The organism is Clostridioides sp. GD02367, from assembly GCF_045900275.1.
Classification (GTDB): Bacteria; Bacillota; Clostridia; order Peptostreptococcales; family Peptostreptococcaceae; genus Clostridioides; species Clostridioides difficile_A.
The window spans coordinates 106430-128359 of sequence record NZ_JBJODK010000006.1 but is presented as its reverse complement, the minus strand read 5'-3'; the positions used below and the strand labels follow the sequence as shown (position 1 = coordinate 128359).

Below are 21930 nucleotides of genomic sequence, written 5' to 3'. Positions count from 1 at the left end.
TATCACCTTAGAATATAACCAGTACTAATTGTCTTAGGAACATCAATAATACTATTGCAATTAAAGGAGAAAAATCTATAGGTCCGTTTGTGTATCTGTACATTATTGACCTTATTGGTCCTTCTATTGGCTCTGTAAGATTTTCTAAAATCTCGAAAATTTTGCTTTGTCTTCCATTTGGAAACCAAGTCATCAAGCTTTTTATAACTATCATCCATGCTATTATATCCAAAAGATAATAAAGTGCAATTCTTATTGTTCCCATATATTAACCGCCTTTTTACTATTTATTTTGCCAAGGGAAGAATGCTTTACTTTCTAATTCTTTTTTCATATTTGCATCTATATCCACATTGTTAGGAGCTAGTATAAATATTGATTTAGAAACCTTTTGTATACTTCCATCTAAAACATAAACTGCTCCATTCATAAAGTTAAATATAGATTTACGAACTTCAGAATTAGTCAACCCTTCCAAATTCACTATAACTGCCCTTCTTTGTTTTAGATGGTCTGCTATAGTTGCAGCTTCATCATAAACTTTAGGTTCAACTATTACAACTTTCATTTGACTTGTTGTATGTAAATTTACAATTTTATTTGCTTTTGCAGTACTAAATCCACTATTTATTTCTTCTTCTTGAACTATATCGTCCATACCACCTTCATATTCTTCTTCAATGTAATCTTCTTCTTCATCAACTATCCAGTTCTTAAATTTAGATATTATTCCATTTGACATTATTAACTTCCTCCTTAGAATTTATTCAGATTTGAGTAATTATTTTTTATTGTAGTTTCTTTCTCCAAAGATTGATGTTCCAACCCTAACAATGGTAGCCCCTTCCTCTATAGCAATCTCATAATCATGACTCATTCCCATTGACAAAGCATCCATTTCTACATTAGGTATATTTAGCTCTTTTATTTGTGTTGATAAATCTTTAAGACCTTTGAATACACCTCTTATTTCATTTTCATCTTCTACAAAAGGTGCCATTGTCATTAGACCTTTTATCTTTATATTTTTATATTTTTCTGACACTTCTTTGACAAAATCTATAACTTCATCTTTATCAAGTCCATGCTTAGATTCTTCTTTAGATATATTCACTTGTATTAAGCAATCTATCTCTCTATTTATTTGCTCTGCACGTTTTTGAATCTCTTCACATAATGCAATTCTATCTAAAGAATGTATCATACAAACTTTATCTATTATGTACTTAACTTTATTCGTTTGCAAAGTTCCTATCAAGTGCCAGTTTAATTTGTCACCTATAATATCATACTTTCTAGCCAATTCTTGTGGTTTATTTTCACCAACAGAAGTAATTCCTTCATTCATTGCCTCATTAACTAAATCCACATCCACAGTTTTTGTGACTGCTAAAAGGGTTATTTCTTCGCTATCTCGATTTACCTTTTTTGCAGCCTTTTCAATTTTACTTCTTATCTCAGATAAATTATCTTTAATAGAACCCATTACTATCACCTACTTTATCCTTATATTTGTGTTTATACAATTAGGTCTTAAAATTATTTTGTCATATAGATTAACACTTGTCACCCCATTTATGTCATTTTTATAATAATCCACAAATACAGAAGATTCATTTTCATAAGTTATTCCTTCTAATATGACAAATTTTACACTTTGTGATTGTTCATCAATTACATATACACCACGTTTATTGTCTTTTGTTTTTATAGAAGTTTTAGGTATTTTTAAACACTCCATCTGATTATATATTATATCAAATTCTTCGACACTTGTATCCTGATTTGAAACAATTTGGTTACTTATTTTTAATTTTAGCATTATTTTATTATTATTTTTATATATTTTGTAAACTTTTGCATCTATTTTTTGCTCACGATATTCAATTGCTACATTTTGATTTTTTTCAAAGTTCTTAGAATCTTCTTTACTTATGTATGCTGATAGATAATTGCTTTGGTCATTAGCATCTTTTTCTATATTTCCTTCTACATGAATCTTTGCATCAAATTTTTCTACTTTTAATACCAATGTATCTACATTTTTGCTAATAATCATTACTAAAACATTAAATACTAAATATATAAGAATACCAAGTATCATCAATCTGGTATATTTAATCTTTTTCAAAAACTCTCCCCCTATAAAATTTCTATCATTATAAGTACTTCTTCTAAAAAATGTTTATTCCTTTTTTATAGACTAATATTTTATGTATTAATAATTGTTTTTTTCATATTAAATTTATTTTTTATCAATCTTCCTATACAAGACTGTATTATTTATATATAATTATATTATAAAGTATAAGTTTAATTTACATTTTACATCTCAAACTTACTTTATATTCTTTTATAGTTATTTTTATTTTTAGATGCAATATAAAACCAATTAAAATTTAAAATGACTTTTGTTTTGTTGATATTAATTCATTTAGGCATTCATGCATTAGGATAACGTTATCACAACAAAGGTTTATGTCCTAAAAAAAATACAAGGAGGATTTTCTTATGTCAGAAATTTTATTAGGAACAGGTTTACTTTTATTGGTTCTATGTTGTTTCACAATTTTTAGTTACAAAGCTCCATATGGTATGAAAGCTATGGGAGCCTTAGCAAATGCTGCATGTGCTACTTTTTTAGTAGAGGCATTCAACCTTTCTTTACTTGGTGATGTTCTAGGTATGGAATTTTTTAGAAGTGTTGGTGCTGCTAATGGTAGTCTTGGTGGAGTTGCTGCTGCTATACTTGTACCTTTAGCTTTAGGAGTATCCCCAGTTTATGCAGTTTTAATAGGATTATCATGTTTAGATTTCTCTATATTATCTGGATTCGTTGCTGGATACTTTGTTTCTTTCTTAATTAAGTTTATAGAGAAAAAAGTACCACCTGGAGTAGATTTAGTAGTTGTAATACTTTTATGTGCTCCACTATCTCGTTTTATAGCATCAAATGTAGACCCATTAGTTAATAGTACACTATTACAAATTGGACAAGTTCTAATAGAGGCTACTAATATTAGCCCTATAATAATGGGAATTATATTAGGAGGTCTGATAACAGTGGTTGGAACATCCCCACTTAGTTCAATGGCTCTTACATCTATAATCGGTCTTACTGGTCTTCCTATGGCAATAGGAGCATTAGGAGCTTTTGGTTCAGCTTTTATGAACTCAACACTATTCGCAAGATTAAAGTTAGGTTCTAAAAAAGATATTATATCTGTTGCTATTGAACCCCTGACTCAATCAGACATAATTTCAGCTAATCCAATACCAATATATTCTACTAATTTCTTTGGAGGAGCTTTTTCTGGTATCATTGTAGCTTTGATGGGTCTTGTAAACATGACACCAGGTACAGCTACACCTGTGGCTGGATTTGCTATAATGTTTGCCTATAATCCAGTTAATCAGGTTCTTATAACAGCTGGGCTATGTGCTTTATTTAATGTAATTGCAGGATTTGTAGGCTCAAAAATATTCAGTACCTTTAAAGTTCTTACTGCTGACAAAATACGTGGTACTGATGTAGAAGAAGAAATTGCTTAAATTTATAAGATTTATAAATTTATATTTTAAGTCAATATTTTAAATAGTAGAGTTTTATATTGTAGCAATTTTATTTATTGCAAGCGTTTTATTTTTTATTTATATTTATAATTATTATGTGTGTTGAATATTTAGATAAATTTTTATTTTTTAACTTTTTTATTTTTTAATTTAGTTTTTTATTTAGTTGATATACCAAACATCAAAAATTAGTATAATTACTATTAGATAACATAACTTTTAAAATACATAAAAAATTTTATATTAATTAGATAGTATTAAAATAAAGCGATATATGACCATTTTACTAGGTTATATATCGCTTTATTATTATCATAATTTTAATAAATAATTTTTAGAATTATTGTTTTAATTATAATTTTTTAATATATGAATATCTTTAATTCAGTTTTATAAATATTACTATATGTAAACATACTTAGTTTTTAAATGAATGTATAGGAGCTGGAATTCTTCCTCCTCTTTGAGTAAATAACTCAGACGAATTTGTATTTATAGGCATTACTGGTGCTCGCCCTAAAAGACCTCCAAATTCCACCATATCACCTACGTCACATCCTGGAGCTGGTATAATTCTAACTGCTGTAGTTTTATTATTAATCATACCTATTGCTGCCTCATCAGCTATCATAGCTCCCAGTGTACCTGCTGTAGTACTTCCTGGAACAGCTATCATATCAAGACCTACAGAACAAATAGCAGTCATTGCTTCAAGCTTATCTATACTCAAAGCACCTTTGATAACAGCATCAATCATACCCGCATCTTCTGATACTGGTATAAATGCACCACTTAGACCTCCAACATGTGAGCACGCCATGACTCCACCTTTTTTAACAGCATCATTTAAAAGAGCCAACGCTGCTGTAGTACCATGAGTACCAACAACTTCAAGACCCATTTCTTCTAATATATTTGCCACTGAGTCTCCAATAGCTGGTGTAGGTGCTAATGATAGGTCTATTATTCCAAATGGTACATCCAGTCTACTAGAAGCTTCTTTTGCTACCAATTGTCCAACTCTTGTAATTTTAAAGGCAGTCTTCTTAACTGTCTCTGCTACAACATCAAATGGCTCTCCTTTTACCTTTTCTAAGGCTCTTTTAACAACCCCAGGACCACTTACACCGACATTTATTATCCTATCAGCTTCACCAACACCATGGAAAGCTCCTGCCATAAATGGATTATCTTCAACTGCGTTACAGAATACTACTAGTTTTGCACAACCAAATCCCTTTGCATCTTTCGTTAATTCTGCAGTTTCTTTTATAATTTCTCCCATTTCTTTTACTGCATCCATATTTATACCACATCTTGTAGAACCTACATTTACTGAAGCACATACCTTGTTTGTACTTGCCAAGGCTTTTGGAATTGATTTAATTAATATCTTATCACCCTTTGTATACCCTTTTTGAACCAATGCTGAGAATCCACCTATAAAATCTATACCTAAATCCTCTGCAGCTTTATCTAATGTCTGTGCAAACTTTACATAGTCACTTTCATCTGTTGCACCTGCAATAATAGATATTGGAGTTACTGATACTCTCTTATTTACAATTGGAATACCATATTCACGCTCTATATCTTTTCCAACTTTTACTAAGTCTTTAGCAGAATTCATAATCTTGTTATATATTTTCTCTCTAGCCTTATCTCCATCAGGGTCTATACAATCTAATAAAGAAATCCCCATAGTTATAGTTCTTATATCTAATTGTTCTTCATCTATCATTTTGATTGTCTCAAGTATATTTCCTACATTCACTATTATCACCTCCCTATTACTGTTTTTTACAGATTATGCATTGAGTTAAATATTTCTTCTCTTTGAATTTTTACATCTACTGATAATTCTTTTCCTCTTTTTATTAAGTCTTCAACCGTTTGCTCAAAAGAGTTTAATGCTTTCTCTAAATCAACTATCATAATCATTGTAAAATACTCTTGTAATATCTTTTGTGAAATATCTACTATGTTAATATTTTGCTTGAATAACTCATCACTGATTCCTGCTACTATACCTGGTTTGTCCTTCCCAATTACTGTTAAAATTGCTCTCATGATAATATCCTCCCTTATTTTTTTATAAATCTTACATTTTTACAAATTGAACCTTTTATTAGCATATATTTCATTTATTTGTTAGTAAATCACTTTTTATGTATATATTTAATATATTTTAATACCTATACCTTCATTTGTCAATTTTTTTTCAATATTCTATTATTTTTATACTATTTAGTCAAATTATATGTATTGTACATTTTATTGATAACAATATATAGTTTTCATAATAATGAAAGGTATCACTTAACAAACTCATAATTTGATAAGCAATACCTTTCTAAAAATTATTTTTTTATTTTTATGAATCTAATTATATTTTTTCTTGTGCCAGGATTTACAATCAATATAGAGCAAAACATAGTTAAACTTAACACTCCAATTAAAATTAAACTCTCTTTCCCAATGCTATATTTTTTAGGTAATAATTTAGTATTAGTTTCATCTTTATTTTCATTATTGTGATTTACTTGATTATTTATTTTTGATTGATTATTATTCATATCTAAATTGTCATTATAAAAATCTTCATTATAAAAATATGATTGATTATTAGTGCTAAATACAGTTTTTTGTTTTAAGCCTTTATTATCATTTTCTAAGACAAAACTTTTGTTAGATTTATCCTCATTTTTTAACTCATCTTCATTTTTTAAAATCTCATCTTTTTCTTTATCATTAGTTATATTATTATCATCGTTATCTTTTGGAGGATTCTTACTTGTAGTACTGCTAGAATCAGATTCTATATTGTTGTCATTTGGAGTATTAGGAGTTTTTTCATCATTACTACTATTATTATCTTTATTGTCATTATTTAGATTACCATTATTATCTTCTTCTCTATCTGGGTCATCTCTTCCTCCTCCTCCACGGTCACCACCAGCATTTTCATTTTCTTGTTCATCATCTGGTGTAATCTGATTATTACCCCCTCCTAATACAAATCCAGGTTTTAAAAATATATTTGAATACCCATCTCTTAATCCACCTTCCACTTTTACTCTAAAACATCTCAACTTAAAATCTTCAAAATCAATTGTGGCTTGATTTGTAATATACTCTAGTTCACTGCTTATCCAATTTACACCATCATCAGAATATTCCACAAATACCTTTTTTGCATTATATGGCATGTCATAATCTAAAGCAGCTGTATAACCATATTCCCGGTTTCTAAAATACACAACTAAATTATTTATAGGCTCCTTATTTCTAATAGAGATATTTATAACTGGAAAAACATCTTGATTTAATACTATATTTTTTTCATTTAGAATATTTTCATCAAATTTACCTCTTATAATAAACTCTAGATTTTTATTTAAATCAGTATAGTAATTTGATAAATCCCACTCTACATTTATATTTGCAATTTTTCCACTTGAAGTTTTTAGACTTACTTCTTTTGGGAGTTCTACATCCTCAATTTTATCATCTTTTGTTAATATCAATTCCTCTTCAAATACACTAATGCCTCTAAGATTACATCTTATAATATTATAATCTTCATCTTGTGGTATGTCTGGCATTATTACATTCCCATCACCAATGATATAAACAATCTTAGTTTTTGATACAATTGATTCGCCTTTTGTATTATTTGCTATTGTATTTTGTTGGTTATTCTTATTAACAATTACTGATGTATCCTCTATTTCCACATCTCCATTACAGTAAATACCTACAGCATCTTTTCCATTAACCTCAATTATTCTAGATTCTACTTTAATATCATTTTCTGAATAAATTCCTATTGCATTATCTCCACTTGCACGTATATTACCAGTTTTTCCATAATATGTAGCTAGAACTAGTTCAGCTTCTTTCTCTATATATAAAGCAGTTCCATTCAGTGCAACTATATTATCTATTCCTATATTTAATTTTCCTCCCCGTTCTACATGTATTACACCTTCATTCCCTCCTTCTCCAATTATATTTAACTTATTACCACTAATATTAAAATTACCTTTATCTCTTATAAGTATTTTATATTGGTTTGTATCTATTGTGACATTAGCTCCATTTGGAACACTAAATCCAAAATAATTATCTATTACCATATCACATGTAAGAGTATAAACTATGTCTCCCTTATTATCTTCATTTTTTACAATCCAATTTTTAAAATCATCCAAACAATTGTTTTCTTGCGAAAAGCTCTTCTTTGGTAAAATTATAAAAATACTTACTAATAAAGTTATAAGAAGAAATATCTTATTTTTTTTATTCATTTTTTTCTCCTATTTGATTATTCTGTCAAGTAAAATTATGTCTCTTTAATGTATTTTATTTATTAATTCTTAATCTTATAATTTTATCTATATATTTTATAATATCCCTATTTATTACTACTACTGAAAATAACATGGTTAAAACTATGATTTCAACTCCAATTATAAGCTCACTTTTAGAACTCTGAGTCTTATCATATGGCTTTGAAATAGATTTTAGTTTATCATTAGAATTATTTACTTCAATACCATCTGTCTTACTTAAAATTACTTTATCTTTATATGTATTTTTAGAAAGTTCATTATTTTCCTTATAACCTTCTTTTAGGTCTTGTTCTAAATTATTTTCAATTTTATTTTTTTCAATCAAATTATTATTTTTAACTTTATTATTGATATTCTCTTCACTCTTTTCTTTGTGTATTTCTTTATCTATTTCAGTATGTTTTTCATGTGACTTATTATTTTCTTCATCTTGTCGATTATTATTTTTTTCTTCTCCATTATCTTCTGTGACATTACTTGAATCTAATGGTCTTTGCTCATCAGTATTATTGTTATTTTTATTATTTACACCTGAATTAACCTTATTGTCTTCTCTATCTGGGTCTTCTCTATCTGGGTCTTCTCTATCTGGGTCTTCTCTACCTCCACCTCCACGGTCTCCACTATCATCATCGACTTCTTGTTCATCATCTGGTGTAATTTGATTACCTCCTCCTCCCATTACAAATCCAGGCTTTAAAAACATATTTGAATAACCTTCTTTCAATCCACCTTCTACCTTTATCCTAAAACATCGTAACTTGAAATCTTCAAAATCAAGCATAACCTGATTACTAATATTCTCTAATTCTTCACTTACCCAATTTACACCATCCTCTGAATATTCCACAAATACTTTTTTAGCACTATATGGCATACTATAATCTAGTATAGCTAGATAACCATTTTTAGAATTTAAGAAAGATACTTCTAAATCATCTATAGGTTCTTTATTAACAATATAGACATGTAAAACAGGAATAACATCATTGTTTATAATTATGTTCTTCTCATTTAAATCTTCTTCTTTAAATTTACCTATTATAATAAACTCTGTATTATTATTTAAATCATTATAATAGTTTGATAAATCCCACTCAACATCTAAATCTATAGAGTTCATACTAGAAGTTCTTAAACGTACTTTATCTGGTAATATTATATCTTCTACTTTATCCTCTTTTGATATGTTCATTTCTTTTTCAAAAGCTCTAATCCCTCTATAGTTACAATTTACTATCTCGTAATTCTTATTCTGAGGTATATCTGGAGTAATTGTATTCTGTTCTCCAATAATATAAATCTTATTTGCTTCTGATACAATCGACTTAACTTTTTTATTTTCCAATAATACATTTTGCTTCTTATTACCACTATGTATAATTATTGAGGTATCTTCTATTTCGACTTCTCCTTTACAATAAATTCCTATTGCATTTTCTCCATCAGCTTCAATTGTTTTAGAATCTACTCTAATATCATTTTCCGAATAAATTCCTATTGCATTTTCTCCATTTGCTTTTATATTTCCAATCTCCTCATAATATTTATCTATACTCAAATTTGCATCTTTTTCAACATATAACGCAGTTCCGTTTAATGCAACTATATTATCTATTCCTATATTTAATTTTCCTCCCTTTTCTACATGTATTACTCCTTCACTTCCACCCTCTCCAATTATATTTAGCTTGTTTCCATTAATATTAAAATGTCCTTTATCTTTTATAAGTATCTTATATTTATTTGTATCTATTGTAATATTAGTTCCATATGGAATACTAAATTCAAAATAATTATCTACTATCATATCGCAAGGAAGAGTATAAACTATTTCTTTCTTATTATCTTCATTTTTTACAACCCAATTTTTAAAATCTTCTAAACAATTATTTTCTTGTGAGAAACTCTTACTTGGTAAAATTATAAAAATTATAGTTAATAAATTTATAAGAAGAAAAATTTTATTTATTTTATTCATATTATTCTCCTATTAATTTTTTAATAAGCTTAAAATGCTTTAAACGATTCTGTCTATTTTTTATGTTTTATAAATTTATCTACATATTTTATGATACCAGGATTTACTACTACTATTGAAAATGACATAACTGATACTATAATTCCACCCCAAATAACACTCCTACCTTGAAAATTCTGAGTTTTACTATGTGAATTAGAAGTAGAGTTTGAGCTATTATTAAATTTATCTAATTTAAAAGTCTCTTTTTCATTTGATATTTTTTTACTATCAGTTGTGTTTTTACTTTCCTGATTTTCTTCATAATCTCTTTTTAATATTTGAATTAAACTATTCTCATACTTATCTATAATAGTTAATTCATCATTCTTAATATCATTATCTCTGTTATTGATATTAGTCTTATTAGTTTCTTTATCTTTCTCTATAATATCTTCATTAGACTTATCATTTTTTTCATCCTCTTGGTGAATATTATCTTTTTCTTCATTATTGAAATTTGTTATATTGTTAGAATCTTCAGGTATTTCTTCAGTGGAATTATCATTTTTCTTATTATCATCTAAATCAAATTCATCATTTTCTCTATCTGGGTCATCTCTACCACCACCGCCACGGTCACCATCAATATCATCATTTCCCTTTTCATCATCTGGTGTCTCTTGATTGTCACCACCACCCATTATAAATCCTGGTTTAAAAACCATATTTGAATAACCTTCTTTTAATCCGCCTTCCACTCTTACTCTAAAACAACGTAGCTTAAAATCTTCAAAAAAAAGTATAGCTTGGTCTCTAATATCTTCCTGTTCCTCAGATGTCCAATTGATTCCATCTGCTGAATATTCAACAAAAACTTTATTTGCATTGTATGGCATATCAAAATACAAAACAGCTACATATCCATCTCTTGTGTTTTGATAATCTAATTCCAAATTATCTATTGGTTTTTTCTCTGCAACAGATATGTCCAAAATAGGAACAACATCATCATTTATTACAATTTTTTCTCTATTTAATGTTTCTATTTTAAACTTTCCTGTTATACTAAAAGTTTCTTCTTTTTTTAACTTTTCATAATAACCAGTAAAATCCCATTCTACATCTATATCAAGTTGATTACCACTAGATGTTTCTAATACCATATCTTTCGGAAATTTTATATCTTCTATTTTATCATCTTTACTTACTTTTATTTCTTCGCTAAATACATCAATTCCCCTATGGCAACATGTTATAATATTATAGCCAGAATCTTCAGATATAGCTGGGATAAGCTCATTAGAGTTATCAATTATATAAACTTTCTTGCTTTCTGATACAATTGATTGTACAGCCTTATTATTAGCTCTTAATAATCCATTTTCTTTGCTACTACTATAAGCTTTTATTGAAGATTCTTCTATCTCAACATCACCTTTAGAATAAACACCTATAGCACTCTCTCCATTCACTTCAATATCCTTATTTAATATTCTAATATCATTTTCAGTATAAATTCCTATTGCATCTTTTCCATTTGCCTTTATTTTTTCAACAGATTCATAGGATGATTTAATATATAAGTCTCCTCCTTCTTCAACGTATAAGGCTGTCCCATCAGTAGCAATTATGTTATTTATACCGATACTTATACTTCCACCAGTTTCTACATGTATTACTCCTTCTTTTCCTCCTTCACCTATTATATTTAGTTCATTATCATCAATAATAAATCTTCCTTGATTTTTTATCAGTATTTTATATTTGTTGGTATCTATTGTAAAATTACTGTCATGAGGAATATAAAATCTAAACTCTTCGTCTATTACCATATCACAAGGAAGAGTATAAACTATTTCTTCTTTGTTATTTTTATTTTCTTGAACCCACCTTTCAAAATCTTCAAAACAATTATCCTCTTGTCCAAACACCTTGTTTGGAGAAATTACAAAACAGAGTATTATTATGCTTACAAAAATAAATATTTCAGACTTCTTCATCTTTTACTCCTAATATTTTAATATAATAATGTTGAAAAATGTATCTTATATATATAATTTTTCCATAATTAGCACTTGTTGTCAATTTTTATAAATAAAAAGCTACTTAATAAAGTAAACAATCGTTTAACTTTAATAAGTAGCTTATATTCTTATAATAAAATAGTTATAATATTAGAGCTTCCTTCATTTACAATTTTTTGTAGAGTCTTTTGCATCTTAACTCTTATCTCTTCTGGCATAGTATACAATTTACTCTGTAATTGTTCTTTCACTAAATCATGAAGTGACTTACCAAACATATTTGATTCCCATAAATCTGCTGGTTGCTCTTCAAACACCTCCATAAGATATTTTATCATCTCTTCACCTTGATTCTGATTACCAACTATTGGAGAAACTTCTGTAGATATATCTGCCTTTATAATATGAAGTGATGGTGCATTAGCTCTTAGCTTGATACCATATTGTTTTCCTTGTTTCATTATTTCTGGTTCCTCTAAACTAAGTTCTTCTAGAGAAGGAGCTACTACTCCATATCCTTTTATCTTAGCATCTACTAAAGCACTTTCTATTTTATCATACTCATTCTTAACCTTAGATAATCTAGTTATTAGACTAAGCAATTGATAATCTCCCTCAATTTTAAATCCACTCTTTTCTTCAAGGACATTATAGAATAAATCTTGCTTTGTCTGTAAATCAATATTTATAACGCCTTCTCCTAACTCTACATTATCAACACCTGTATCCTCCAAAAACTCTAACTCAGAAAATCCTTGCATAATTCCTTCTATATCTCTTATTTTTCCTATATCTATGATACTTTGTTTTAATGTTGTTATTATGCTACTTTTTATCCAGTGATTTCTTTCTAGACCTTCAACCCATTTAGGTAAATTAATTCTTATTTCTGTAAGTGGGAAATCATACAATACAGCTTCCATAACTTCCTCTATATCATCTTCTTCCATTTCAACTACATTCATTGGAAGAACTGGAACTTCATACTTTTCTTCCAATTCATTTCTAAGCATACTTGTTTCCTCACTTTTTGGACTTAGTGTATTTAAAACAACAGCAAATGGTTTTTTAAGGCTTTTTAATTCTTGTATAACTCTTTCTTCTGGCTCTACATAACTTTTTCTGTCAATACCAGTAACTGAACCATCTGTCAACACAACTACTCCTATTGTAGAATGGTCTTTTATAACTTTTTTAGTTCCTATTTCTGCTGCCTTTTCAAATGTCATAGCTTCTTGTGACCAAGGAGTTGATACCAATCTTTGTTTTCCACCTTCCTCATGCCCTAAAGCTCCTTCAACTATGTATCCAACACAATCTACCATTCTTACTTTCAGAGATACTGTGTCTTTTATTTTAATTTCTACGCCATCTGCTGGTACAAATTTTGGTTCTACTGTCATTATAGTTTTACCTGAGCCACTTTGAGGTATCTCATCTCTTGTTCTATCCTTCTTAAACTCATTGTCTATGTTTGGTATAACCAACTTTTCCATAAATTTTCTTATAAAAGTTGATTTTCCTGTTCTTACAGGACCCACTACTCCAATATATATATCCCCCTGAGTCCTTTTGGATATATCTTCGTATATGTTATTATTCATATTATTCCTCCTATACATCTAATCTTATTAAATTATATTTAGAGTTAGGGGTTAATATTCTTAAAATAGAAAAATAAAGACTAGCAATATTAATTTCCCCTACATACAGAAACTGGTAAACTTTAAGGTGAATTAAATTTATTAAAATCCATTATATTAAAAAGATATAATGACAATCATGATAACTATAAATTGCATATAAAATAATTTATTATACTGTATATACATAGACTATGCTATATAAAATTAAAATAGCCCTCTTTATATTAAAGAGGGCTAAAACAAATTTATTATTTTTTTATTTTGTATTACAATGACTTATATCTCATCACCTAAAACGACTTCTTCCATTTCATGCTTTTTACTTCTCATCATTAGTTCTATTCCAACTTCCTTAGGATCTGAACCTTTGTTTATTACAGAATATATAGCATTAGTTATTGGCATGTCTATATTCAATTTTTCAGCTACATCGTGTGCTACTTCAGTGGCAGTTATACCTTCTACAACCATCTTTACTTCTTTTAAAGTATTTTCTAGGCTCATACCTTGACCTATAAGTATACCAGCTCTTCTATTTCTACTATGCATACTTGTACAAGTAACAATTAAATCTCCTATACCTGAAAGACCTGCAAATGTAGACACATTAGCTCCCATAGCAATTCCAAGTCTACTCATTTCACTAATACCTCTTGTCATAAGAGCAGCTTTTGCATTATCACCATATCCTAATCCATCACATATTCCAGCTCCAAAAGCTATAATATTTTTTAATGCTCCTCCAAGTTCTACTCCAACTATATCTGGATTTGTATAAACTCTAAGCTTAGGGCTCATAAATAAATCTTGTATCATCTGTGCTATTTTTAAATCTTCAGAAGCTACTACTACTGTAGTAGGGATTTCTCTTGCTACTTCTTCAGCATGAGATGGTCCAGATAGTATTACATATGGATTTTGTGGTAATTCTTCTTCACAGACTTGAGATAATCTAAGTCCAGTACCTTTTTCAAGACCTTTTGCCACATTAACAATAACTTGTCCCTCTTTCATAAATGGTTTTATTTTTTGGCAAGTACTCCTTACAGCCTGTGATGGAACTGCTAAAATTATCACTTTACAATCTTTTATAGTTTTGTCTATGTCAGTACTTATAGTTATATTATTTGGAAATAATACTCCTGGTAAATAGTCTGTATTTTCTTTAGTCCTATTTATTTTTTTAGCTTGTTCCTCTTTTCGAGTCCACATACTCACATCGTTACCTTTTTTTGCAAGACCTAAAGCTAATGCACTTCCCCAACTTCCAGTACCTAATACACATACTTTCTCCATGTTTAACACCACCTGAGTATAATATATTTACTATTCTTTCTTTTGACCAATCTTTCTCTCTGTCCCATTTAATAATCGCTTTATATTTGCTCTATGATTATATATTACTGATGCAGTTAAAAACAAAGCTACTATTAAACCAGCTTTATTTTTTACTATAATCATAAATATTGGTGAACATCCGATTCCTACGACAGAACCTAATGAAACATACTTTGTTATAACTACCACCAATATAAATACTGCTAGACACATTAGTGTTATTACTGGATTTACAGCAAGCATTGCCCCTAACGAAGTTGCAACACCTTTACCTCCTCTAAACCCTAAAACTGCTGGCCAATTATGACCTGCTACAACACATATAACTGCCAGATATCCAGCTAAAAGAGTATCTATACCAACTAATCTTGCTGCAAGCTCTGATATTAACACAGCCATTACACCTTTAAGAACATCTCCTAAAAATGTCATTGCTCCTGCTCTTTTTCCAAGTGTTCTAAGTACATTTGTTGAACCTGCATTACCTGAACCTTGAGTCCTTATATCAACTCCAGCAATTCGCTTTGCAACTATGTATGAAGTCGATATATTGCCTAAAAGATATGCAACAACAGCGATAATTATATAACTAAATATCTCCACTGAAATTCCCCCTTTTAGTTATATTTTAAATATTTATTTCTTATTTTTTTGTCTATACTCAAATTTTATGGAAGTTCCTTCAAATCCAAAGTTTTCTCTTATCTTATTTTCAAGATACCTTTGATATGAAAAATGAGTTAAGTCCTTATCATTTATAAACAATGTAATCTTAGGAGGTCTAATGTCTGTTTGAGTTCCATAGTAAATTTTTAACCTTCTACCTTTATCAGACGGTGGTTGATTTAACATTACTGCTTCTCCAATTACCTCATTTAATGCTGAAGTCGATATTCGCTTAGAATGTTCATTTGATACATACTCAACTGTATCCAATATCTTATTCATTCTCTGATTAGTCTTTGCAGAAACAAACACAATTGGAGCATACATCATAAATGGGAATTTTTCTTTTATATCTTTTGTGTAATTACTCATAGTCTTATTATCTTTCTCTATTAAATCCCATTTATTGATTACAAATATACATCCTTTACCTTCATCATGTGCTATACCAGCAACTTTTGTATCTTGTTCTGTTACACCTTCTAAGGCATCTATTACAATTAATACTACATCTGCTCTATCTACAGCACTCATGGCTCTTATTACACTGTATTTTTCTATTGTCTCATATATTTTACTTTTTCTTCTAAGCCCTGCTGTATCTATCAAAAGGAATTTCTGTCCATTCTTCTCAAAATAAGTATCAATTGCATCTCTAGTAGTACCTGCAATCGGACTTACAATTACTCTTTCTTCTCCAAGTATTTTGTTAAGTATAGAACTTTTACCTGCATTTGGTTTACCTGTTATAGCTACTCTTATTATATCTTCTTCATACTCTGTATCTAATCCTGCTGGAAAATTTTCAACTATCTCATCTAATAAATCTCCAAATCCCATACTATTAGCTCCTGAAACTGCAAAAGGAGTTCCAAATCCTAATTCATAAAAATCGTATATATTGTCAAATTGACTCTGACTATCAATCTTATTAACTACTAATATTACTGGTTTTTTTGTCTTTCTAAGTAACTGTGCAATTTCCTTATCAGCTGCTGTTATTCCAGCCTTACCATCAACTATAAAAAGTATTACATGTGACATGTCCATTGCAAGCATAGCTTGACTTCTCATTTGAGATAATATTATGTCTTCGCTATCAGGTTCAATTCCTCCTGTATCTACTAATGTAAAATACTTATCTAACCACTCTACTTCAGCAAATATTCTATCCCTTGTAACTCCAGGTGTATTTTCAACTATCGATATCCTTTTTCCTGCAAATTTATTAAATATTGTAGACTTACCAACGTTTGGTCTCCCAACTACAGCTACAACTGGCCTACTTATACTCATGTTGTTTCTCCTTCCATCTTTTGTTTTCTATTTTAAAATTTTATCCACAAAGTCTTTTCCTTCATTCAAACATGGGATAATTTTTATTTTCATAAGTTCTTCTAATTGATTTAATTCAATATTATCTAAGAAAATTTCTTCATCTGCTTTTAGCATACTTCTTGTTATATAAAGAGCTTCTCCTAATTCTTTATTTTCAAGTTGCTCTCTTAAATCTTTAGCTGTTAAAAGACCTGATACAGTTATTGTCTCTCCAAAAAATTTATTTTTTATCTCATACACATCTACCTGAAGATTTTTAAACTTGTCCATCATAGCATTTGCCATACTCTGTATGAATTCATATGCAGAATGACCAGTAGCTATTGAAACTCTTTTCTCTTTTTTAAGAATTTTTTCTGGTAATGTATTTAAATATTCTTCGATTTCTGATTTTAACTTACGTATCATTCCTACACCATCTTCAAACTGTAAAAAACCTTCATATTCTTCATATGTAGGTAACTCTCTATTAGATAATATATAAAATTCATCTGATAAAAAGGCAAATCGAGTCCCTATTTCATTAAGATATTTTTTTTGCATATTGTGTATCTGTTCTATCGTCCTACTTGCACCTTCACTATCAAATATGTCTAGGTTTGCTAAATTTTCTCTGTGTTTTGTAATTCCAACTGGTACTATAGCAACACTATTTACGTATGGATAAAGTTGAGCTAATTCTCTTATTGTTCTCTCTAATTCTTTTCCATCATTTATACCTGGACATAAAACAATTTGACAGTTCATTTCTATATGAGCATCTGCCAATCTCTTCATTATACCATATAATTTTCCTGCAAATTTATTACTTATCATTTTTTGTCTTAATTCTGGGTTAGTCGTATGCACAGATATATTTATAGGACTTATTCTATATTTAATGATATTATTTATATCTTCTTCACTCATATTTGTAAGTGTAACAAAATTCCCTTGCAAAAAAGATAGTCTCGAATCATCATCTTTAAAATAAAGAGTTTCTCTCATTCCTTCTGGCAACTGGTCTATAAAACAAAACATACATTTATTTCTACAACTTTTAGCTTGGTCAATTATTGGATTTGTAAATTCAACACCCAAATCTTCGTCATAGTCTTTTTCTATCTCGTATATGTAGACTTCGCCATCTTTTTTTTGTATTTCTACTTCTAGATATTCATCACTTAGTAAGAATCTATACTCTATTATATCATGTATTGGCTGTTCATTCACAGATATAAGTAAATCTCCTATTTCTATACCCATTTCTTCTGCAATACTATCTTTGTAAACCTTACTTATAATGTTATTTATTTTTTTTACATTTACTTCCAATTTTTTCACCACTCTTTTGTATTCATCAAAGCTTATTATAATATATTTTCATATACGGTTTGTAAGTTTATTATATTTTATAATAGCATTTTTAAGCATTTCATGTCATAATAACACATTTTAATTCTAATAGTCAATATAAGTAACTAGCTATAAAAAAGATTAAAACAAATAATATTCAAATTTAAGTATTTTAAAAATTTGAATACTATTTGTTGTTAGAAATATTTTATAACCTTAATGTTTTACTATGATTAACGTTCCATTTGTCATATCATGAACCATTCCACCTACACACTTAGACATCAACATTGCCTTATTTTGTAAGTCTTTCTCATCGTTTGCATAAAATATTGGGCAACCTCCACCATTTTTCATATTCTTATCTAAAGTAACTATAGCTAGGGTATATTCGTTTAAACCTATATCCATTCCCATCTTATGCACTTCCTTTCTTTCCTATTTTATAATTTTTTAGGGATAAGTTTTTACCTTTAGAACTTGAAAGTATTGGACATGACTTTACAGCTTCCATTACTTTTTCTACATTCTTATCTATTGGTAAATAAGCAATCATTATACTTTCATCATCCTTATTTCTTCTAGGTAATGGTACAAATGAAGGTTCTCCATAATCTCCATATAAACCTAACCTTGAATATATATTGTATACTATTGCTTGTCTTTGACCTGAATCAAATAATATTCCAGCATTAGCATAATCTTTATTTTTAGGAATTATTTGTATTCCTACACCTCTATTAATATATACTTCTCTATCACTTTTTAGACCTATATTTGTTATCCCTTTTAAATCTCCTACCTTCAATATCGACTCATTCACAAAACTAATCTCAGCAGGCATTACATCAGCTATATCTCCAATACTTTTTCTAGTAAGGAGTTTTTTTAGTATAAAGGCTAATACTAATCCACAAACCGAACTTATTATCAAACTTACGCCTTCACTTATCTTTGTTTCTGCAAGTATTACATAATACAATCCTATTGTTAAAAAGGATGTAACTATACACATATAATTTCTTACTTCATAAGTTCTAGCTATCTCTTCTATAAATGCAGCGCCTCTCTTTACAAGTTGAACTTCCTCTAAGTTTTGTAATGTATTCCTTCTATTAGCTCTTACTTGTCTAAATTGTTCTGCTGCTAGAGATAAAAATGTTATAGATGTATAAGAACGATTTATAAGAGCTGGAACTAATAACGCTCCTAATGAAGAAGCGACAAATGCTAATATAAGCTGAGATAGCAAAACATTTGGTTGTGTTGGGTACTGTTTTTGGTCTAAATTTAACATTATAATTCTGGATGTCATACCAATAATAACAGCAACAAAAAATACTCTATCCATTAAATCACTCCTAAAATATTTATTCTAAAATTTTACATGTAAATCTACAAAGTCTTCCTAGAAAAATCACTCTGTTTCCCTTTTGATGTTTCTATAATAGGTGTACTCTTTACTACATCTATCATGACATCTATATCTTTGAGTATTGGCATATATGGTATAACCACAGTACTTTTTTCTAGATTAGTCTTAGATATAGCCACAATATCAACCTCATCTACATCTTTATCTATACCCATATGAATAAATAGATTATGTATTATAGCTTGTCTTTGCCCTACATCATTTACTATTCCAAATGCACCTAAGTCTCTTGGTATAACCTCTATAGCTAGGCATTCATTTTTATATTTTTCTCTTGTACTTTCTAGACCTATATTAGTTATTATTACTCCATTTACTGTTAAAATAGGCCCTTCAAAGCTTATTTTTGCAGGAACTATATCTGCTATGTCTGCTATGCTATTCCTTCTTAAAAACCTTCTAAAAATTAAACCAACAAGAGCTCCTGATACAATAGCTAATACTGTACAATAAAAAAAGCTAAGGTCATACTTTCTTGCAAAAACAATGTAAACTATAGAAGATACTAATGCAGAAAAGAGACTTATATAACTTCTAGATTCATAGGTAGAGGCTATTTCTTCAACATAAGCATCTCCTTTTGGAACTAATTCTTCATTATCAATATTCTTTAATGTTATTCTTTCTTGTTCTGCAAGTCCTTGAAATTGTTGTATTGCTACTGCAAAAAAAGTCAATGCTGAAAACTCTTTATCTATAAGTGCAGGCAATGCTATCGCACCTAATGAAGCTGAAAGCCCTGATATTATTATCTGTTCTAAATAATCTTGTGGTCTTGATGGGTACTGTTTGTCTGTAACTCTTAAAACTAATCCTCTACATAATACTCCTACAACTAATGCAACTATAAAAGAGTGTCTAAATAAATTTGCATTCAATAAACTTTCTTCCATTTTCTCAGCTCCTTCTCTTATATAGTTTGTGCAAAAAACAAAAAAAATTTCCTTCTATTTAAGGAAATTTTTTTGTAGTATTGTAACAATAAATTCACTACCAATACCAAGCTCACTTTTGACTTTTATACATCCATTTAGCGATTTAACTATATGCTTAGTTATAGCCAATCCTAAACCCGTTCCTCCTACGTCCCTACTTCTTGCTTTATCTACTCTATAGAATCGCTCAAAGATACGTTCTACATCTTCTTTTGGTATACCTACACCATTATCTATAACCTTAATTACTATTTTTTCTTCATCTTTTAAAACTACAACTTGTACAATCCCATTATCATGAGTGTATTTTATAGCATTGTCAACTAAGTTTAAAAATACTTGTTTTATATAATCTCTATTAGATAATATGCTTATTGATTTGTCATCACATTTATATAAGACTTCTATATTTTTTTCTCTAGCTGAATGTTGTGTTATTTCATATACTTCTTTAAACACATCATATACTACAACATTTTCCATAAGAAGGGTATCTTTATTTTCTACGAATGATAATAATAATATATCATCAATCAATCTTTTTAATCTATCTGATTCACTTTCTATTATTTCCAAGAATCTATTTCTAGTATTTACATCTATGTTTTCATTTGACTTTAGTGTTTCAACAAACCCACTTATAGATGTTAGAGGTGTTTTAAGTTCATGACTTACATTTGCGACAAAATCACTTCTCATATTTTCAAGCTTAACTTTTTTAGTAATATCTTCTATGTTTACTATAGAACCTATTATTACATTATTAGTGTTTTGAAGATACACTGGGTCTACTTTTATTTTATATACTATATCGTCTTTAGTCGTAATATTTGCAGTTTCATTATCTTTAGAACCAATAAATCTAAGTATTTGCTTTAATATTTCTTCTTCTTTTATTACAACATTAATATTGTGTCCTTCTACCAATTGATTTGGTTCGCTTTTTATCATTTCTTTTGCTTCATCATTTATAAGAAGTATATTTCCATTTACATCTATAGCTAAAATTCCATGCGATATACTCTTTAATATAGACCTTAACTGTAGATGTTTATACTGTACTTCTTCTAATGTTTTATCCATATTTTTTATCATATGATTAAAATTTCTAGCTAATTCTCCAAGCTCTCCTTTAGCTGATATGTTAAGTCTAGCATGGTATTCATTATTACTTACTTTTTTTGAGACATATATAAATTCTTTTAAATATTTTCTTAATGTTATTGTATATCTTACAGATAATATCACAATAGCTATTGATAACATAACAATAAAAAAATATATGCTATTTAATTCTTCCACAAGATAACACTCCTAAAATA

The 21930-nt window shown here is 28.6% G+C and carries 19 protein-coding genes; 1 reads left to right on the top strand and 18 read right to left on the bottom strand.

The features are described 5' to 3' along the window. Positions 1 to 7: 7 nt before the first annotated feature. Genes Q3223_RS10220 through Q3223_RS10205 form a run of 4 tightly spaced genes read right to left on the bottom strand, consistent with a single transcriptional unit; the run spans position 8 to position 2131 of the window. A complete protein-coding gene (locus tag Q3223_RS10220) occupies positions 8 to 265 on the bottom strand; it encodes a YggT family protein (RefSeq protein ID WP_021385428.1) in 258 nt (85 codons plus the stop codon). Between the two features lie 18 nt (positions 266 to 283). Beyond that, entirely contained in the window at positions 284 to 742 is a 459-nt protein-coding gene (locus Q3223_RS10215) for a cell division protein SepF (RefSeq protein WP_021385412.1), read from the bottom strand. Positions 743 to 781: 39 nt separating this feature from the next. Further along, complete coding sequence (locus tag Q3223_RS10210) at positions 782 to 1486, bottom strand: YggS family pyridoxal phosphate-dependent enzyme (RefSeq protein ID WP_231300946.1); 705 nt, start codon at positions 1484 to 1486, stop codon at positions 782 to 784. A gap of 9 nt (positions 1487 to 1495) precedes the next feature. Next, positions 1496 to 2131 carry an HlyD family efflux transporter periplasmic adaptor subunit gene (locus Q3223_RS10205; RefSeq protein WP_054271197.1) on the bottom strand — a complete coding sequence of 212 codons (636 nt, stop codon included), beginning with the start codon at positions 2129 to 2131 and terminating at the stop codon, positions 1496 to 1498. Between the two features lie 380 nt (positions 2132 to 2511). Here Q3223_RS10205 and Q3223_RS10200 point away from each other — a divergent pair, with 380 nt between their 5' ends. After that, a complete protein-coding gene (locus tag Q3223_RS10200; RefSeq protein ID WP_054271198.1) occupies positions 2512 to 3552 on the top strand; it encodes a PTS sugar transporter subunit IIC in 1041 nt (346 codons plus the stop codon). 439 nt (positions 3553 to 3991) lie between these two features. Here the strand turns inward: Q3223_RS10200 and Q3223_RS10195 are convergent, their stop codons facing one another. The 14 genes from Q3223_RS10195 to Q3223_RS10130 all read right to left on the bottom strand — a co-directional run bounded on the left by Q3223_RS10195 (position 3992) and on the right by Q3223_RS10130 (position 21910). Further along, positions 3992 to 5347 carry a PFL family protein gene (locus tag Q3223_RS10195; RefSeq protein WP_054271199.1) on the bottom strand — a complete coding sequence of 452 codons (1356 nt, stop codon included), beginning with the start codon at positions 5345 to 5347 and terminating at the stop codon, positions 3992 to 3994. A 26-nt stretch (positions 5348 to 5373) separates the two neighbouring features. After that, on the bottom strand, positions 5374 to 5643 hold the full coding sequence (locus tag Q3223_RS10190; RefSeq protein WP_054271200.1) for an ACT domain-containing protein: 270 nt from the start codon (positions 5641 to 5643) through the stop codon (positions 5374 to 5376). A gap of 290 nt (positions 5644 to 5933) precedes the next feature. Then, entirely contained in the window at positions 5934 to 7883 is a 1950-nt protein-coding gene (locus tag Q3223_RS10185) for a hypothetical protein (protein WP_407811931.1), read from the bottom strand. A 55-nt stretch (positions 7884 to 7938) separates the two neighbouring features. Beyond that, on the bottom strand, positions 7939 to 9909 hold the full coding sequence (locus Q3223_RS10180; protein WP_407811930.1) for a hypothetical protein: 1971 nt from the start codon (positions 9907 to 9909) through the stop codon (positions 7939 to 7941). A 53-nt stretch (positions 9910 to 9962) separates the two neighbouring features. Further along, positions 9963 to 11891: a hypothetical protein gene (locus Q3223_RS10175; protein WP_407811929.1), complete on the bottom strand. Its 1929-nt coding sequence runs from the start codon at positions 11889 to 11891 to the stop codon at positions 9963 to 9965. Between the two features lie 152 nt (positions 11892 to 12043). Continuing rightward, a complete protein-coding gene (gene spoIVA / locus Q3223_RS10170; RefSeq protein WP_054271204.1) occupies positions 12044 to 13519 on the bottom strand; it encodes a stage IV sporulation protein A in 1476 nt (491 codons plus the stop codon). Between the two features lie 318 nt (positions 13520 to 13837). Beyond that, positions 13838 to 14857, bottom strand: coding sequence for an NAD(P)H-dependent glycerol-3-phosphate dehydrogenase (locus Q3223_RS10165; RefSeq protein WP_243192726.1), 1020 nt, complete (start codon positions 14855 to 14857; stop codon positions 13838 to 13840). A gap of 30 nt (positions 14858 to 14887) precedes the next feature. Next, positions 14888 to 15502, bottom strand: a complete 615-nt coding sequence (gene plsY / locus Q3223_RS10160) for a glycerol-3-phosphate 1-O-acyltransferase PlsY (protein WP_021385546.1) — start codon at positions 15500 to 15502, stop codon at positions 14888 to 14890. 33 nt (positions 15503 to 15535) lie between these two features. Continuing rightward, a complete protein-coding gene (der, locus tag Q3223_RS10155; RefSeq protein ID WP_054271206.1) occupies positions 15536 to 16861 on the bottom strand; it encodes a ribosome biogenesis GTPase Der in 1326 nt (441 codons plus the stop codon). A gap of 27 nt (positions 16862 to 16888) precedes the next feature. Next, positions 16889 to 18217, bottom strand: coding sequence for a DUF512 domain-containing protein (locus Q3223_RS10150; RefSeq protein ID WP_054271207.1), 1329 nt, complete (start codon positions 18215 to 18217; stop codon positions 16889 to 16891). Between the two features lie 237 nt (positions 18218 to 18454). Continuing rightward, positions 18455 to 18655: a capping complex subunit for YIEGIA gene (locus Q3223_RS10145; protein WP_021385530.1), complete on the bottom strand. Its 201-nt coding sequence runs from the start codon at positions 18653 to 18655 to the stop codon at positions 18455 to 18457. A gap of 1 nt (position 18656) precedes the next feature. Continuing rightward, positions 18657 to 19589 (bottom strand): YIEGIA family protein, encoded by a 933-nt coding sequence (locus tag Q3223_RS10140; RefSeq protein WP_054271208.1) that lies wholly within the window; start codon positions 19587 to 19589, stop codon positions 18657 to 18659. A gap of 44 nt (positions 19590 to 19633) precedes the next feature. Further along, positions 19634 to 20566 (bottom strand): YIEGIA family protein, encoded by a 933-nt coding sequence (locus tag Q3223_RS10135; protein WP_054271209.1) that lies wholly within the window; start codon positions 20564 to 20566, stop codon positions 19634 to 19636. A gap of 54 nt (positions 20567 to 20620) precedes the next feature. After that, positions 20621 to 21910 carry an ATP-binding protein gene (locus Q3223_RS10130; RefSeq protein WP_407811928.1) on the bottom strand — a complete coding sequence of 430 codons (1290 nt, stop codon included), beginning with the start codon at positions 21908 to 21910 and terminating at the stop codon, positions 20621 to 20623. Positions 21911 to 21930 lie beyond the last annotated feature (20 nt).

Excerpts from the sequence above, each read along its gene's own strand:
- Q3223_RS10215 (WP_021385412.1), bottom strand. The coding sequence starts at position 742 with ATGTCAAATGGAATAATATCTAAATTTAAGAACTGGATAGTTGATGAA.
- der (WP_054271206.1), bottom strand. The coding sequence starts at position 16,861 with ATGAGTATAAGTAGGCCAGTTGTAGCTGTAGTTGGGAGACCAAACGTT.
- Q3223_RS10210 (WP_231300946.1), bottom strand. The coding sequence starts at position 1,486 with ATGGGTTCTATTAAAGATAATTTATCTGAGATAAGAAGTAAAATTGAA.
- Q3223_RS10200 (WP_054271198.1), top strand. The coding sequence starts at position 2,512 with ATGTCAGAAATTTTATTAGGAACAGGTTTACTTTTATTGGTTCTATGT.
- spoIVA (WP_054271204.1), bottom strand. The coding sequence starts at position 13,519 with ATGAATAATAACATATACGAAGATATATCCAAAAGGACTCAGGGGGAT.
- Q3223_RS10175 (WP_407811929.1), bottom strand. The coding sequence starts at position 11,891 with ATGAAGAAGTCTGAAATATTTATTTTTGTAAGCATAATAATACTCTGT.
- Q3223_RS10220 (WP_021385428.1), bottom strand. The coding sequence starts at position 265 with ATGGGAACAATAAGAATTGCACTTTATTATCTTTTGGATATAATAGCA.
- Q3223_RS10180 (WP_407811930.1), bottom strand. The coding sequence starts at position 9,909 with ATGAATAAAATAAATAAAATTTTTCTTCTTATAAATTTATTAACTATA.
- Q3223_RS10140 (WP_054271208.1), bottom strand. The coding sequence starts at position 19,589 with ATGGATAGAGTATTTTTTGTTGCTGTTATTATTGGTATGACATCCAGA.
- Q3223_RS10190 (WP_054271200.1), bottom strand. The coding sequence starts at position 5,643 with ATGAGAGCAATTTTAACAGTAATTGGGAAGGACAAACCAGGTATAGTA.
- Q3223_RS10145 (WP_021385530.1), bottom strand. The coding sequence starts at position 18,655 with ATGGGAATGGATATAGGTTTAAACGAATATACCCTAGCTATAGTTACT.
- Q3223_RS10135 (WP_054271209.1), bottom strand. The coding sequence starts at position 20,566 with ATGGAAGAAAGTTTATTGAATGCAAATTTATTTAGACACTCTTTTATA.
- Q3223_RS10165 (WP_243192726.1), bottom strand. The coding sequence starts at position 14,857 with ATGGAGAAAGTATGTGTATTAGGTACTGGAAGTTGGGGAAGTGCATTA.
- Q3223_RS10185 (WP_407811931.1), bottom strand. The coding sequence starts at position 7,883 with ATGAATAAAAAAAATAAGATATTTCTTCTTATAACTTTATTAGTAAGT.